13 protein-coding genes and 5 tRNA genes are annotated in these 15,833 nt (G+C 51.5%); 11 read left to right on the top strand and 7 right to left on the bottom strand.

All coding sequences use genetic code 11. The features are described from left to right. Nucleotide 1: 1 nt before the first annotated feature. On the top strand, nt 2–1,525 hold the full coding sequence (locus GWK77_03525; protein QHU93429.1) for a UDP-N-acetylglucosamine 1-carboxyvinyltransferase: 1,524 nt from the start codon (nt 2–4) through the stop codon (nt 1,523–1,525). 24 nt (nt 1,526–1,549) lie between these two features. On the opposite strand, the gene glgP is transcribed toward GWK77_03525, so the two are convergent. Together glgP and GWK77_03515 are read right to left on the bottom strand one after the other, a co-directional pair. Then, a complete protein-coding gene (gene glgP, locus GWK77_03520) occupies nt 1,550–3,319 on the bottom strand; it encodes an alpha-glucan family phosphorylase (GenBank protein ID QHU93215.1) in 1,770 nt (589 codons plus the stop codon). Between the two features lie 35 nt (nt 3,320–3,354). Then, a tRNA-Gly gene (locus GWK77_03515) sits at nt 3,355–3,429 on the bottom strand. 43 nt (nt 3,430–3,472) lie between these two features. Here GWK77_03515 and GWK77_03510 point away from each other — a divergent pair. Both GWK77_03510 and GWK77_03505 read left to right on the top strand, forming a co-directional pair. Next, nucleotides 3,473–3,549, top strand: a tRNA-Arg gene (locus tag GWK77_03510). A 22-nt stretch (nt 3,550–3,571) separates the two neighbouring features. Continuing rightward, the gene (locus GWK77_03505; GenBank protein ID QHU93214.1) at nt 3,572–3,982 is read left to right on the top strand and encodes a hypothetical protein; all 411 of its coding nucleotides are present in this window, start codon (nt 3,572–3,574) and stop codon (nt 3,980–3,982) included. A gap of 59 nt (nt 3,983–4,041) precedes the next feature. Here the strand turns inward: GWK77_03505 and GWK77_03500 are convergent. Then, a tRNA-Lys gene (locus GWK77_03500) sits at nt 4,042–4,118 on the bottom strand. 73 nt (nt 4,119–4,191) lie between these two features. Beyond that, nucleotides 4,192–4,268 (bottom strand) — tRNA-His (locus GWK77_03495). Nucleotides 4,269–4,348: 80 nt separating this feature from the next. Here GWK77_03495 and GWK77_03490 point away from each other — a divergent pair. Further along, a complete protein-coding gene (locus GWK77_03490) occupies nt 4,349–5,158 on the top strand; it encodes a hypothetical protein (GenBank protein QHU93213.1) in 810 nt (269 codons plus the stop codon). Between the two features lie 4 nt (nt 5,159–5,162). Here GWK77_03490 and GWK77_03485 read toward each other — a convergent pair whose 3' ends face one another. Continuing rightward, nucleotides 5,163–5,534: a response regulator gene (locus GWK77_03485; GenBank protein QHU93212.1), complete on the bottom strand. Its 372-nt coding sequence runs from the start codon at nt 5,532–5,534 to the stop codon at nt 5,163–5,165. Between the two features lie 58 nt (nt 5,535–5,592). Between GWK77_03485 and GWK77_03480 the strand changes: the two genes are divergently transcribed. Together GWK77_03480 and GWK77_03475 are read left to right on the top strand one after the other, a co-directional pair. Next, nucleotides 5,593–6,747 carry a hypothetical protein gene (locus GWK77_03480; protein QHU93211.1) on the top strand — a complete coding sequence of 385 codons (1,155 nt, stop codon included), beginning with the start codon at nt 5,593–5,595 and terminating at the stop codon, nt 6,745–6,747. A 13-nt stretch (nt 6,748–6,760) separates the two neighbouring features. Continuing rightward, on the top strand, nt 6,761–8,932 hold the full coding sequence (locus GWK77_03475) for a hypothetical protein (protein QHU93210.1): 2,172 nt from the start codon (nt 6,761–6,763) through the stop codon (nt 8,930–8,932). 7 nt (nt 8,933–8,939) lie between these two features. Here the strand turns inward: GWK77_03475 and GWK77_03470 are convergent, their stop codons facing one another. Together GWK77_03470 and GWK77_03465 are read right to left on the bottom strand one after the other, a co-directional pair. Next, nucleotides 8,940–9,155 (bottom strand): hypothetical protein, encoded by a 216-nt coding sequence (locus GWK77_03470; protein QHU93209.1) that lies wholly within the window; start codon nt 9,153–9,155, stop codon nt 8,940–8,942. Between the two features lie 65 nt (nt 9,156–9,220). Then, on the bottom strand, nt 9,221–10,465 hold the full coding sequence (locus GWK77_03465) for a DUF11 domain-containing protein (GenBank protein ID QHU93208.1): 1,245 nt from the start codon (nt 10,463–10,465) through the stop codon (nt 9,221–9,223). Between the two features lie 136 nt (nt 10,466–10,601). Between GWK77_03465 and GWK77_03460 the strand changes: the two genes are divergently transcribed. From GWK77_03460 to sbcB, 5 genes are all read left to right on the top strand, one after another. Further along, nucleotides 10,602–10,676: transfer RNA gene (locus tag GWK77_03460), tRNA-Glu, on the top strand. A 144-nt stretch (nt 10,677–10,820) separates the two neighbouring features. Next, on the top strand, nt 10,821–11,624 hold the full coding sequence (locus tag GWK77_03455; GenBank protein ID QHU93207.1) for a hypothetical protein: 804 nt from the start codon (nt 10,821–10,823) through the stop codon (nt 11,622–11,624). 324 nt (nt 11,625–11,948) lie between these two features. Continuing rightward, a complete protein-coding gene (locus tag GWK77_03450; protein QHU93206.1) occupies nt 11,949–12,995 on the top strand; it encodes a LysM peptidoglycan-binding domain-containing protein in 1,047 nt (348 codons plus the stop codon). Nucleotides 12,996–13,059: 64 nt separating this feature from the next. Beyond that, entirely contained in the window at nt 13,060–14,379 is a 1,320-nt protein-coding gene (obgE, locus tag GWK77_03445) for a GTPase ObgE (protein QHU93205.1), read from the top strand. 38 nt (nt 14,380–14,417) lie between these two features. Next, nucleotides 14,418–15,833: an exodeoxyribonuclease I gene (sbcB, locus tag GWK77_03440; GenBank protein ID QHU93204.1), complete on the top strand. Its 1,416-nt coding sequence runs from the start codon at nt 14,418–14,420 to the stop codon at nt 15,831–15,833.

The raw sequence follows: 15,833 nt of genomic DNA, 5'->3' as shown, positions 1-15,833 counted from the left end.
TATGAGTATGAATGACTATCTCCAAAAAATCGGCGTTATTATCACTGAAAATCGTAATCGCAAAGGCCTCACACAGACACAACTAGCTGAGGCCATCGGTACATCACAAAGTGCCATCAATCGCATCGAGAACGGCGGTCAGAATATTAGTGTCGAGATGCTAGTGAGGATTAGCGATGTGCTCAACTGTAACATCGTTACGCTCAATCACTCGGGCAAAATGAACTTTCGGGTGCATGGCGGTAAAAAACTTTCTGGTGATATATCGGTCAAAACGAGCAAGAATGCGGCCGTGGGGCTGCTCTGTGCCAGCTTGCTCAACAAGGGAAAAACGACGCTGCGTCATGTGGCACGTATCGAGGAGGTTAACCGGATCATTGAGGTGCTCAACTCAATTGGCGTTAAAACCCGTTGGCTGCGAAAGAACGACCTGGAGATTATACCACCGGCGCGGCTGAGGCTGGAGGACATGGATATCGCTGCTGCCAAGCGCACGCGTACCGTGATCATGTTCCTTGGCCCACTACTTCATCAATATCATGATTTTCGGCTGCCATTTGCTGGTGGATGCAACCTCGGCAAGCGCACGGTCGAGCCACACCTATCAGGGCTAAAGCACTTTGGGATGCAGGTGGACGCTGAGAGCGAATATTATCATGCGCGCGTCGATCCAACAACAGGCGATAGGACAATTTTATTGACTGAACGTGGCGATACCGTGACGGAGAATGTTATCATGGCGGCGGCACTGTCTCCGGACACCACCATTATTCGCAATGCGAGCCCAAACTATATGGTGCAGGATGTGTGTTTCTTTTTGCAGAAATTGGGCGTGAGCGTTGAGGGTATCGGTACAACGACACTGAAAATCACGGGCCGGTCGCACATCAATACAGCGGTTGATTATTGCCCGTCTGAAGACCCGATCGAGGCGATGAGCTTTATCGCGGCGGCCGTGGTGACTGACTCAGAAATCACGGTGCGCCGGGCGCCAATTGAGTTTCTGGAAATTGAGCTGGCAACGCTGGCGGAAATGGGTTTGCAATATGAGTTAAGTGAGGAATATGCAGCCAACAACGGTCGTACTCGCTTGGTGGATATCACGCTGAAACACTCTAGGTTGATTGCGCCAAAAGACAAGATTCACGCGCTGCCGTTTCCGGGGATTAATATGGACAACTTGCCGTTCTTGGGGCTGATTGCGACCGTTGCTAAAGGTCGGACATTGGTGCACGATTGGAGTTATGAGAAGCGAGCGATTTATTTCACCGAGCTGAGTAAATTGAATGCGCAGATTGAGCTGGTTGATCCGCATCGGGTGTATATCACTGGCCCGACCAGGTGGAAGCCCGCTGATGTTGTGGCGCCGCCAGCGCTGCGGCCGTCGGTTGTGGTACTGCTCGCCATGTTAGCGGCGCCGGGCGTGTCAATCTTGCGTGATGTGTATTCAATTAATCGCGGCTACGAGGAACTAGCGCAGCGGCTTAATTCGCTGGGTGCAGAGATTGAAGTTATCACCGAGTAGCTACGGAGTGTTCTGCTATCGGCTCTATTTGGTTGTATGACGGGCAGGAAACAGAAACTTGAGATAATCCTTGAGCATTCGTGCACCCGATATGATCGGTAGATAGGCTGTGAGCTGGCGATGAATGTGCTGTGTCAGTAGCTCGTCGTTAGCGATAATTTGTGCCGCCCGCCGCATATTAGCGTAGAGCGAGGTGGTCTCATCCTCTAGACTCACGCCGCTCACCTCGAGGCAGGCGATTGGCTTGATATCGGCAACGCCACCGTCACTGGTGGAGATAAGCAGCTTGAGATTGGCAATGTCTTTTTCCCATGATGTACCGCAGGCCTCGAGGCCAATGATCGGCACGTTGATAGCAACGTCTGAGCCAATCGCCAGCGCTCGTCCTAGGGTCTCGTCGTAATCTTGGATGTAGTGGACACGCTCACGCAGGACAGGGTCGCTATCGACGAGTTTGAGGATGGTCAGGAGCTGCTGATACATATCATGATCGCCCTGATGAACCTTACCGGCAAGAATATAGTGAGCGTTGCTATCAAGCAAAATCTGCTTGAGCACTTCCGGGCGTTCAAATGGTAGATGTGGTCGCTTGTAATTGGCAAATCGCCGCTTGAAGTCGAACACCAGTGCGTCCTCGGGTAGGTGAACTGGGTTGTTGTATTGATCCTTGCGCCTGGCGAGAACTCGATTTAATTCCAGCCGGCCAGTACGCTTGAGTGATCGAATAGTGGCGGCTGATAGCCCGCTGATCGCCTCTTGGCACTGTTCGGTCGGTAGGCCAAATTTATCAATAATGGCATGTTCGCGATAAGCCTGCAGAATTTCCGGTAGCACCCATGTCTCGAGGTCAATGCCGTTAGTGATGGCATGGAATTTGACTTTGTCGTTGTTGCGGTCGCGGAAATTAGCCACGTGGGCGTGCAGTTTACTGACGCCGTTTTTGGCTTCGGTTAGCTCAATTGCCAACAAGTTTGGTCGCAGGCGATCATTACGAAATTGCTCCATCAGCCAGCAGCGCACGGCGTTGCTTTTGAGGTTTGGCAGTACCAATTTTTCAAATTGCGAGCGGTGGAACTCCGGTTCAGCTGCCTGGAGTAGAGTGTGGTTGGTGTAGAGCGTGTGTTTGCGGACGTAAACAATTGCTTCATATAAATTCATGCCGTTGGCGCATAGCTCGTCCAGCCGAGCCAGTGCCGCAAAAATTGTTGCGGTTTCATTGAGCTGAATGACGGCTGGTTTGATGCCGAGCAGCTTCAGGGCCTTATAGCCGCCAAACCCAAGCGCTACTTCTTGGTAGAGTCGGTGATCGCCCGAGCCTTCTCCTTCGTACAATTGTCCAAAGTTTGGCTCTGAGATGGTGACAAATTGAGTTGAGCCGAGTGTCTTGCGAAAGACACTGAGGCTAGCATCGGGAAAGCCGGCGGAGCTAACCGAAACCTCATCAATATAATGAAAGCCATACTCTTGGGGCGAGACCTTCTCAACGTATTCAGTTTGTGCGAGGTCGGTAATTTTTTGGTGCGACTCGCTACGATAAAATGGCGTAACCACCACAAACGGTACCTCTAACTTTTCGGCCACCCGTCGAGTATCTGCCGCCAAAACACCGAGACCGCCGCCGCCCTTAATGCCGTTGGCTTTGTCATAAATTTCCATTGTCCAGTAAACGTACGGCCGTGACTCAGACAGTTGATGCGTCAGGCTGCTGCGCTCAATCACGTCATAAAACTCGGAGGCGTCTTCGATGTCCTGTGGCTGGTATGGTGAAGTGTTTGTGTATGAATATGAACCCATGATGCCCTTTTTCGCGGATTGAAATTATCTTACATTGGTGCGGGTGGGGAGAATCGAACTCCCATCTCAAGTTTGGAAAACTTGCATACTAGCCGCTGTACTACACCCGCGAGCTTGCACTATTGTACCAGAAAGATGCTATAATGTGAACATGCCCTGATAGCTCAGCTGGATAGAGCAGAGGACTTCTAAGCCTAAGGTCGTAGGTTCGAATCCTACTCGGGGCGCCAGGAATGATCGAAGGAGGGTCATATGGATGCTAGTGGTAAACCGCGAATGTCGCGTCGGTTAGTTCAGCGGTTAATGGCGCATCGGCCACGGACGCAGCCGGCGTTTGGTAATACCGGTCGAAGTCGTCGAGTGAGTGACCGCAACTGCGATCGCCAGCGGATCGGGAATTATCAGTCATCAGCGCTGGGTGCGCGTGGTTATGTACCATCAGCAAGCACCGGCGATATAGCGGAAGACCATGACACGACTAGCGACGCTCCGCTTTCCAATCGTACCTTTGTGGGTAATTCACTGCGCCAAGCGGAGCCGTCGTCATCGGCACAAAATACACCGCCGCCTCGCCCCACTAGCGAGGGCGGTACCGGTTGTCCGTCACCATCATCGCCTCGATTTCAAGAGCCGCCTTCACGCGGCTATAATCCATTTTCATAAACAGTATGATTTACCAGGCATACTAAAAACCCCAGACAAACTGGGGTTTGATAATTCCTTGGAGGGCCAGGAGGGGCTCGAACCCTCGACACCCTGCTTAAGAGGCAGGTGCTCTAACCAGCTGAGCTACTGGCCCAATCAGTCCAGATTATAGCATAATGAGCGGTGAAGGTAAACATAACGTCGCGCCTTTTGCTACGGACAATGCTTGGGGCGAATGATGGGGCTCGAACCCACGGCCTCCGGAGCCACAATCCAGCGCTCTAACCAACTGAGCTACATCCGCCAAGCTTCCCGATTATACCACAGACGGCTACCATCCTCAAGGTGCTCGACGTGCTCATGCTGATTTGCTACAATCAAACAATGAAATCTCTCAATGGTGCAGAACTCGCGTCGTTTATCAAGCAGCGTCAGGCCAAGCAAGTGCGCATGCTCCGTCAAGCGCACCACATTCAGCCACGCCTCGCCATCGTCACCGATTCGGACAATCCAGTCATTGCTACCTACATGCGCCTCAAGCAGCGCTACGGTGCGGATATTTTGATTGAGGTAGAAATTTGTCGGGTGGCGACTCGTCAGCTACCGGAGACGATCACGGCACTGAACCAACGTGATGACGTCCAGGGAATCATTGTCCAGCTGCCGCTGGCTGAGCCAGAGCAGACTAAGCAGATCGTACGATTGGTAGCGCCAGAAAAAGACGTCGATGGCCTCAATTCTGAGCGAACGCTGTTTGACCCGGCGACACCGATGGCCATCAATTGGCTATTGGCGGGCTATAGTGTGGAGCTAGCTGGTAAGAAGCTGGCTATTGTCGGGCGCGGACGACTGGTCGGTGCGCCGCTGGAGCGGATGTGGCGAGCGTCGGGACTGGACGTAACGGTATTTAGTAGAGGCGATGATTTATCGCGACTACACGAATATGACGTCATCGTCACGGCAACCGGCGTGGCAGGACTGATTCAGCCAAATATGATCCGACCTGGTGCGGTGGTGGTTGACGCAGGAACCGCCTCGGAGGATGGCAAGATTGTTGGTGACGTGGCACCGGCGAATCGGACGCGCACCGACATTCACTTGACACCAGAAAAAGGCGGCGTCGGCCCGCTGACGGTGAGCGCATTGTTTGATAATGTGATTACGGCGTGCCTGCGCCGGGTTAATATCCGGTAGAAACTCACGGCTTTGTAGTGACTGATTTGACCTGGGCGACAACTTGGCGTGGGGTGAGGTTGGCTTTGACGATGTAGCCTTGGATGCCAAGTGAGCGCATCTCGCGCGGGGCTTCTTCTTCGCCGAGGTTGGTCAGTACGATAACCGGTATGGTCTTGCCCCACGCGTGTGAGCGAATACGTCGCAGGGCCTCGGCTCCATCCATCTCTGGCATCTGGATATCAAGCAAAATAACATCTGGACGAAACGATTCGACGAGCGCCACGCCAATTGTGCCATTACTCGCTAGTCGCACGTCAAACCCGTCCGCCTCGAACTTCATTCGGTACATCTGACTGATCGTCGCGTCATCTTCAATGATAGCAATTTTAACCATAATTGTATTATAGCAGGCAGTGGTGTATTGTAAAACTAGCACAAAAGAGGTGGGCAAAGTGACAATAAAGCAGCGTGAAAGCATAACTATTCAGCCAGATCGTTATGGCTGGGTTGAGTTGTCAGAGCGCAGGGCGGAACTTGAGCTGGATCAGTGGCGGATTCATCCAGTGCCGATGCGTGACCGATATCAGACGCAATCCCACGAGAAGGTAGTGATGGAGCTAGAAAAGCTGACTGGTATGGGCTTTCATGGTGATTATGATCTTAACGCAGCGATTGGGCGCCAGCGAACGAGGATTGATGATACCAATCCAGCGACACGTGAGTTGATCGCTCGGGTTCCTGGTGTCGAGGATTGGCTGGAACTGATACCGACGGCGTCGGCACTAGACTTGTTATATGATCCGAGCATTGAGCAATTAGCGAATGGCAAGCCAGTCTCGCCAGAGGTGCGCGACTGGGCCTGTAATATTTTGGATGCGCACGGTATTCGCAGTCGCGGTGAAATTGTTCAGGCTATTCTTGCCAGGCACGTTATTGATCAAGCGTCTCTGGGCGCTACAGAGCAGCAGTGGGTTAGTCTAGCTTGCGGCGCTGCTCAGCCGGTTTGTCATGCGCTCCGGCACATCAAAGAGAATGGTCATGCTGTGCCGCGAGTCACACTGGTTGATCTTGACCGGTCGGCACTCAGGGCCGCAAAAACGTATGCTCAGGCAATGAAAGTCAAGCAGTCTATTGATGTTCGCTGTATGAATATTCTGTGCCCTCAGGGTGTAGTTCTGCCTGCGGTAGACGCACAAATGAACGTAGCAGCTCGAGCACTGCGGCGACGGGTTGGCCTTGAGGGGGCTGCATATGATGCAGTCGATGCTGTTGGAATTTTGGAGTATGTGCCTGAGGTGCTTTTAGGTAAAGGCTCGACGGTGCTGCAGGTTGATGCCGCAACTTTTCTAGCCAATGCTGCCCAACTGGTGAAACCCGGCGGGTTGCTACTGATTGGTAATATGCGTGATACGCATCCGCAGCTAGGCTTTACGCTCAATGTCGTGCAGTGGCCACATATCCAGCCTCGGTCAATCGAAACAATGCAGCGGATCGCGGGGGCGGCGGGTCTGGGTAATTGGCAGGTCGATGTATATTGTCCTGATGACGGCGTCTATGCACTATATGCTATGCGTAGACCAAAGGTTGGTGGTACACTAGAAATATGACGAGGGAGTGGGCGTGGAAATAGCGGGGTTGATCATTGCTGGGGTGATGTCGCTGGTATTTGGCCTTATGGTTGTGGCTCATCAACCACGCCAGCCGGCAACCCGGTTCTTTTTTGTGCTGACGGTTGGCATTGCGCTGTGGGCACTGGGTATTGCGGCGTTTTTAGCGACGAATGTACTGGCGGCGGCACTAATATACCTGAGGATATATTACATTGGAGCAGCACTGATCGCGGTAGCCATGATCTCGGTGGCGGCTCATATCGGCTCCCGACGAACGATGAAATGGTTACCGGCCACTGCCTGGGTGTTATTTGGTATCGTTGCTGCGGTGATTGTCGTGCGAGTTGATTGGCTGATAGCACAAGTGGTAGTGGATGAGCATACCGTCGTCATCCATCCGATCGGTTATTTCATCTATATGGCGTATTTCATACTGCTGTTTTTGGCGGCACTGGTAATTCTCGCGTATCAGGCTCGTCGTCGCAGTGCGCTTTTGGTGCGCTCTCAGCTACGGCTTATTTCTCATGCGTACGGGATTGCTGGTGGCGTGGGTATGGTATTTAATTTGCTGCTACCAGCTGTCGGTCGCTACGATCTCATTTGGGCCGGTCCGCTGAGCACCTTTATTTTTATACCGTTGGCATACCTAACGATTGTTAAACATCGTCTCTTTGGTCTGAAAGATGCGGCGGTGCGAACGATTGCATATGCGATGTTGTTGAGCTTGTTAGCAATCGTATATTACGCGGCGACGTATATTATCTCGGCGATCGTCAGTGCGCTCAGCGGTCACGACATCGGTGGGATACCTGGCTTTTGGGGCGTGATGGCGGCATTATTGTTAGGGTTTTTGTTTCAACCGACCAAGCAGTTTTTTGATCGCCTGACCGACAAGCTATTTTATCGGCAAGACTATACCATTGAAAGTTTTATCAACGAGATTGGGCAAATTTTGCTGCACACAATGGGGCTGCGGCTGCTGACGACTCGATTAGCGGCGTGCCTGACGCGGCTCCTCAAGGCTCGTCAGGTGATCTTTGCGGTCTATGATGATGGGCGCTTTCGGATATTTGGCTCACGTGGACACACTCGTCCGCCACAAGTGGATCTAACGGGATTGGCAGCGCAACACCAAATTGAACAACTTGATGACGTAGCGGTCGTCGAATCGCTGCCAGAGCAGCTACGGCGGACGATGAAACTACAAAAACTGGCTATCGTCATGACATTATCGCTGCAGGAAGACATCGTTGGTTTTGTGCTGATCGGCGAAAGTCAGAAAAATAATTATGTCGAGCGCGATCTCTCAATGCTTCGGGCGGTGCGTGGTGAGCTGGCGATTGCGATTAAAAATGCTCAGTCGATGGAGGAGGTGAATGAGCTGAATGCCGAACTACAGCAGCGTGTCGAGGCGGCGACGCAGGAACTGCGGATGAGTAACCAGCAGCTACAGCGGCTAGACGAAGCGAAGAATGAGTTTATTTCTATGGCATCGCATCAGCTGCGGACACCGCTAACCAGTATCAAGGGCTATCTCGATATGTTGCTCCAAGGTGATCTCGGCCCAGTTCGTCCGACCCAGAAGGCTGTTCTACGCGAGGCTTTTTCCTCGAGTGAGCGCATGGTACAACTGATCAATGACTTTCTCAGTATCTCTCGCTTACAGACCGGGACATTCACTATGAATCGTCAGCCGGCTAACCTCGGTGATATTGTACAAAGTGAAATGGCTCTGCTGAAGATTGTGGCCAAGCAGCATAACATCACTCTTTCGGTGCATATTGACGATGATGTTCCGACGTTGCCGATTGACGCCGAAAAACTCCGCCAAGTCATCATGAACATGATTGATAACGCAATCTTTTATTCTAAAGAACGAACGACGGTCAAGGTGTCGCTCTGTTGCGATACGCGGGAAGTGGTGTTTACGGTCGAAGACCAAGGCATCGGCGTGCCAAAAGCTGAGCAGTCTGGCGTGTTTGGTAAATTCTTTCGCGCCTCAAATGCTCGCAAGCGTCGTCCTGACGGCACGGGCGTTGGCTTGTTTTTGGCGCGTAAAGTCGTGCTGGAGCACGGCGGGGCGATGATTTTTACCTCGAAAGAAAACAAGGGCAGCACGTTTGGTTTTCGTCTGCCACTTGATAGGCCGGCCGTGAACAAGAAAAAGGCGACAAGTCACTGAGAAAGTTTTACCGGAATAAACTAATGATGCCAGTGATAATCACAATGACGATGATGACTATTACTACGCCGATGCCGACACCACGCAGTAATTTTTTGCGTTCATATAGCCACTGACCGGCCGACGAGCGACTGACCGCCTGGATGCGCGTGACACTGGGCCGAGTTGTTGCGGCGTCAACGCCAGAGTATTTCTTAGAGCGCTTTTTCTTCTGTTTTGCCATAATACTATTGTACCATGAAATGCCCCTCGGGGTGCGAGGGGCATCCAAGTCAACCAGATTTATGATTACACATGACGTCGACTGATGAGGTAGGCGACTCCAGCAGTGAGCAGGGCGCCAAGACCCAGTCCACCAACGAGCGTGTCAGTGGCGTTACCAGTCCGTGGCAGTTCGCCAACGGTCGTCGGTGCAGCAGGTGGGTTGGTGGTTTGTGTGCCGCCCGAGGCTGAAGGTGACTGCTGATTATCGTTGGTCGATGGCTGCTTCGACTGGTCTGGCGTTTTTGGCTCAGGTTTTGGTTGGGGAGCTGGTTGGGCTGGGTTTGGTTGTTTTGGGTCAGCCGGTGCTGGCTTTGGTTGCTTTGGCTGTGGCGTTGGCGCTGGTTTCGGTTGGGGAGCCGGGGCCTGCGGCTTAGTCACCTCTATAGTAGCGCTGCTGCAATTGCTATGACCCTCAAGCGAAGCCTGCTCGCTCTTGAGACAGGTTGTGCTGGTCAATGTGCCCGCGACGTATTGTTTAACGACCGCGTCAATAGTAAATGTCTTTGACTCATTTGGCTTGAGCTCACTAATCAATGTCTGCCAGGTATTATTTTGAATTGTGCCGCCAGACGCCTTTAGATAGGTTACACCTTGTGGTGCGGTATTGGTGGCATACGTATCCCGCAGCGTAACCGTCCCCGTGTTGGTGACAGTTACCTGGTAGGTGAAGGCCTCGTTGACGGCAACTGTCTTGTGCTGCGCACCATTGACGGTAGTCTTGACGGCAAGCGCTAGAGTGATTTTCGGTGGTTTATCTGGCTTTGGCTCTGGTTTTGGTTCAGGTTTCGGTTGTGGTTTTGGCTCAGGCTTTGGTTGTGGAGCCGGGGTTTCGCCAGGGACTGTGGCCTGTTTGGTGCAGGCATCGCTGGTCACCGTCTCTTCCTTGCCGTTTACGTCAACGACGATAAAGGCTTTAACCGTGTACGTGCCTGGCGCGAAGCCCTTAAACTCGTTACCAGTTCGGTATACTTCTTTGCCGCTGGCGTCGTAGACTTTGTAAATTGTTGTCTTATAGGTTGCGCCACCATGAGCGGAATATTTGACCGAGAACTTGAAACTAGTAGCTGAAAACTGATCAATGCTGAGCGCATTACAGCTGTAAACCGGCGTAGGTTTTGTGTTCGTCGGCGCTTGGGTATTGGTGTTGGCGGAGTGATCAGAATCTAGCGCCCATAATGTAGTTGGCACTGCCGCTGTAACTGCGACTACCGCTAAAACGGCATAGTGGCGCAGCGATAGCGAGCGGAATAGTGATGATAAGTTTCGCATAGCTTCCTCCTTTATCCTCATAACTCTATGTAGAATACACCAAAATGTTGTAAAAGTCAATTTTTGCCACAGCCAGCAACCGCAGCTAATTCCTAGACAAAATATTGCCAATCTGCTACAATACAATCTGTTTGATGGCCTCATCGTCTAACGGTCAGGACACCAGGTTTTCATCCTGGCAATCGGAGTTCGATTCTCCGTGAGGTCACCATTTTTATGAGATGCTTATCTCGTTCGTATTTGCAGTAGCTCGCTCAGCTTTGATAGCGGGCTATTTTTGTTGACGTCAAAACGTAAAAATACTCTGGTATAATAGACAGTAAAACACCTCAAAAAGAAAGGAGAAAATCCTCGAATGACAAAGACGACAGCCACGACTACAAAGAATAAACCTAAGAAACAAGCTGCATCTTCACCAGAGCGTAATATTCGATGTGAGGCAGTCATTGTCATTGAGGCGGCAATACTTGTTTGTTCAACAGGGGTATTCATAGGTCAACTACCGCTATTCTTTCAGAACCTTCAGGATATGCCGTTAGTACTGGCTGTCATTGGCGTAGCTATCGCATCACTCCTCGTTCAGGGTCTCATTGTCTTGAAGCAGTCCCGTCGAACTGACCAGTACCGGCAACGCATCGCTGCGCTTGCCATGGCTGTGGTGTATCCGGTGGTGCAATTCGTGGTATTGGCGCTGTTCTATATCTCTCAGGTTGGCCCATTTAGTTCAGCACTTCGAGAGGTTACCCGTGCGATATTTAGTGCTATACTAGCCTTTAATAACTCGCTCCCGGCTATATTGTTTATGGTGGCGTGTACGACTATTGGTTCGCTGTGGCTATGGAAGATTATCGCGATGCCTAAGGGAGCGTCATACTGGCAGCCGCGTTCAGCCGATCAACTATCTGAGGCGGAGAGAATCAAGCAGAGGCGGGGTCTGCGTTATCGCAATATTGGTCTAACCTTGATGGTGCGAGTGCCGTTCGCACTCATATGTGCGTTCATACTTGTCGCGACACTGTTGTATATTACTCCCGCAACTATTCTCTTTGTGATGATGATGGCGATGTCTGCGGTGGTGCCACATGCAGTCATTTTGAGCTTTGTTGTTGGGCTGGTGTATATGCTAAAGGGTGAGGTGTATTACAAGATAAAGCATTGACAAATTATGAGAGGATCGCGTATAATGGAAACAAGCTTGCGCTCATACAGGGTACACGCCGTGTAGGCGCGCGGGCCTACCAGAACGGTCGCACGGATGCGGAAAACTAATCGTTTAGCAATATTAACTAATTATTAGGTCGACAATGCATCCTGTTCTTATGCGAGAAGAAAGACTTAGTACGGTAGTCAGTGTTGATGGAGACATTGACACGGGAGAAGCGTTATTCGTAATCAAGCATCTGCCCATCGGGGCAAAAAACTCAAGTTAAGCGCAGTATCGGCGTACGGTGGGATTTTTCTGTTAGTTATTTCATTTTTGGCATTGAGCTACCAAACGGGCGGGGTTGCCAGCCGGCAGGGCTCGGTGTCTGCCTCCCAGCCGGTCGCACCGTCTGCTGGCCCAGCTCATGAGACGAATAAGGCCAATAAGGTCTCGGTAGACCAGCTAGCGGCTGCTAATGCGGTAACTGATCTAGCCGAGACAGTTAATCTGCCGACTGCGGGTGATTTGCGCGAAGCGACGGCAACGCTGTCGATCAAAAAAGAACTGGCTCAGGGCGATACTGAAGTTATCTCCAAGCCGCAAATTGTCCAGCCAGAAAAGTCGGCCCAGCGCGGTATCAAGACTTATGTCACCAAGCAGGGTGATACGATTAACTCTATTGCCAAGAAGTTTAACGTGACAGCACAGACGGTACGCTGGGCGAATAATATGACATCTGATGCGGTTGAAGCTGGTAAAACATTGACTATCCCGATGGTTGATGGTGTGGTTTATACCGTTAAGGACGGCGATACTATTGAAAAGTTGGCAGAAAAGTATAAAGCAAATCCTGAACGGGTGGCACTATATAACGACCTAGCAAATGGGGCGGCGCTAACCAAGGACACACGGATTGTCTTGCCGGGTGGCGTACTGCCAGAAAATGAGCAGCCAGGCTACGTGGCGTCGCGCTCGGGTCGTCGAGGCCATGGCTATACCGGGCGGACAACGGTCGGTGCGGTTAATGGCATTAGCTACGGCTATGCTCGGGCATCAGTTGGTAATCGATATGCTCTCGGTAACTGTACATGGTACGTGTATGAGCGGCGAGCAGCACTTGGTCGACCAATTGGCAGCTTCTGGGGCAACGCGACGTCGTGGGCAGCAAGTGCTCGGGCGGCAGGCTTTGTCGTTAACCATACACCAGCACCAGGGGCAATCTTCCAGACAACATGGGGCGGCGGCGGTCTTGGTCACGTCGGTATGGTTGAGCGGGTTGAAGGTGGCACGATCTACGTTAGCGATATGAATTATGCTGGGTATAACGTCGTGACGCATCGAACAATTCCGATGTCTGAAGTTGGTCGGTATAACTTTATCCACTAGGATGTTCTAAAACAATAAGGCGCCTCCGCTATCTCTCGGGGGTGCTTTTTGATATACTAAAATTATGTTTGTAGATACAGCGAAAGTGTTAGTACGGGCTGGCAAGGGTGGTAATGGCACAGTCAGTTTTCGGCATGAGAAATATGTTGACAAAGGCGGTCCTGATGGTGGCGACGGTGGACGCGGCGGTGACGTCATTTTTTTGGCGACCAAAGACCTTAACACGCTCCTGAATTTTCGCTACAAGCCAGAACTAAAAGCAGAACATGGCGGCGACGGTAGTAAGCGCAACAAGCGCGGTAAAAGCGGTTCGCCACTGGTCGTCAAAGTGCCAATGGGCACGTTAGTCAAGCGTGACGGCAAGGTAGTGGCAGATTTGACAGCAGACCAGCAACAAGCGGTTGTTGCCCGTGGCGGTGATGGTGGCTTTGGTAATGCGCACTTTACCTCCAGTACGCGCCAAGCGCCGAAGATGGCTGAACTTGGTGAGGCGGGTGAAGAATTTGAGGCGGAGCTGGAATTGAAATTGCTGGCCGATGTTGGTTTGGTTGGGTTTCCGAATGCTGGTAAATCGACATTCTTAAGCGTGGTTTCCAATGCTCGACCGGAAATTGCTAATTATGAATTTACGACATTGACGCCAAATTTGGGTGTGGCGGATGTTGACGATGGTTCAGTGTTGATCGCTGACATTCCGGGGCTGATTGAAGGTGCGTCGGAAGGTAAAGGCTTGGGCGACCAGTTCCTGCGCCACGTTGAGCGGACGGCGGTGTTACTGCATATGATTGATGCGTATAGTGACGACCCGGCGGAAAAATACCAGACCATTCGCCGCGAGTTGGAAAAATATTCTGAAGAATTGGCGGCGCGTCCAGAAATCATTGCTTTGACGAAGTGTGAAGGACTGGACGATGAGATTATTGCTATGCAGTCGACGGCGCTACAAAACGTAGCGAACGGTTCGCCAGTGGTGGCGATTTCCTCGCAAACGCATGCTGGCGTGACTGAGCTGCTGCGTTTGCTGCGCCGTGAAGTTACTGAATATCGGGCACGTGAGGCGGAGATGGTTGAGGAGGAGAGCTATGACCTACCTGTAATCGCGCTGGATGCACAAGCAGCGTCTGACGCCTGGACGGTGGAGCGGGCGGTTGGCGCGGAGCCTGAAAATGTGGACGAGGAAGATACGGTTAGTTTCATCATCCACGGGGCTAAAATTGAAAAGTTTGCTCGTCGTACTAACTTTGATCAATTTGAATCGGTCAATCGCCTGCGAGATATCATGCGAAAAATGGGTATCGCTCACGAGTTAATTCGTCAGGGTGCAGTCGGTGAGACCGTAGTGCAGATTGGCGAATCGATGCCATTTACGCTGGTTGAGCAGTAGGTTTGGGTGTCATCTCGTAGCTTTGCTATACTATAGGTATGGCACAAACATTTTTCTTCTATGACCTAGAAACCAGCGGATTAAATCCGCGGCAAGACCGCATCATGCAGTTTGCTGGGCAGCGGACGGACATGAATCTCGAACCGATTGGCGAGCCGTATAATCTATTGGTGGCGCTGAATGATGATACTTTGCCGAGCCCCGATGCGCTGATGGTGACTGGCATCACGCCGCAAAAGACGGTCGAGGAAGGCTACACCGAGGCGCAATTTGCCCGGATGTTGAGTGAGGAGATTTTCACGCCGGATACTATTGCGGTTGGCTTTAATAATATTCGGTTTGACGACGAATTTATCCGCCATTTGTTGTGGCGCAATTTCCATGATCCTTACGAATGGAGCTGGAAAGACGGTCGCTCGCGTTGGGATTTGCTGGACGTGGTGCGATTGACGCGGGCGCTTAGGCCGGAAGGAATCAATTGGCCGCTTGATGATAAGGGTGAGCCAAGCAACCGCCTGGAACTAATTACTAGCGCCAATGGTATAGCTCACGAAAATGCTCATGACGCTTTGGCGGACGTAACAGCACTGATCGCTGTGACGAAATTGATCAAGCAAAAGCAGCCACAACTGTATGATTATTTGCTGAAGATGCGTGATAAAAAATTAGTCCAGCAGCTGGTTAATGTCGACGACAAAAAACCGTTTGTTTACGCTAGCGGGCGCTACGACAAAGAGTTCGCTAAGACTACAGTAGCCTTTCCACTAACAACCAGCCGAAATGGCGGCGTGGTTGTCTATGATTTGCGCTATGATCCGACACCATTTGTTGGGTTGAGCGCGGAGGAATTGGCGAAGAAAATCTTTGCGTCGTGGGAGGAGCGGCAGGCTGAAGATTTCGTTAAATTGCCAGTCAAAGAATTGCAATATAATCGCTGTCCGGCGGTGTCTCCGCTGGGTGTGCTGGAACAAGGCGATGGCTGGCGGAAAATTTCGCTTGATCTAAAGACAGTACAGAAACATCAAAATATTTTACTGAATCACCCAGACTTTGCTGAAAAATTACGGACTATTTTTGAAAATAAGCCAGCCTTCAAAAAACTGCCTGATCCAGAAGCACAGTTATACGACGGCTTTTTGAACGACCGCGATCGTATCCGTGTTGAAGCGGTGCGCAATGCCGATGAGCGTGAACTAGCTGATTTTCATCCAGAATTTCAGGACGAGCGGTTGGCGCCACTGCTGCTACACTACAAAGCGCGCAATTTTCCGCGCTCGCTCAGCGAAGATGATTTGGCGCAGTGGGAAACGTGGCGGGCTCAGCGCCTGCAGGTGCAGTTACCAGGGTTTATGACGGCTTTGCATCGTTTAGCGCCAACAGCGACTGACGAGCAGCAGTTTATTTTACAAGAATTGCAATTGTGGGCAGAGGCAATAGTGCCGACCGAGGAATAG

It is taken from the genome of Candidatus Saccharibacteria bacterium oral taxon 488, from assembly GCA_010202645.1.
In the GTDB taxonomy this organism is placed as follows: Bacteria; Patescibacteriota; Saccharimonadia; order Saccharimonadales; family Saccharimonadaceae; genus Nanosynbacter.
The sequence above is the reverse complement of the archived record's forward strand: the minus strand, read 5'-3'. Positions and strand labels throughout refer to the sequence as shown.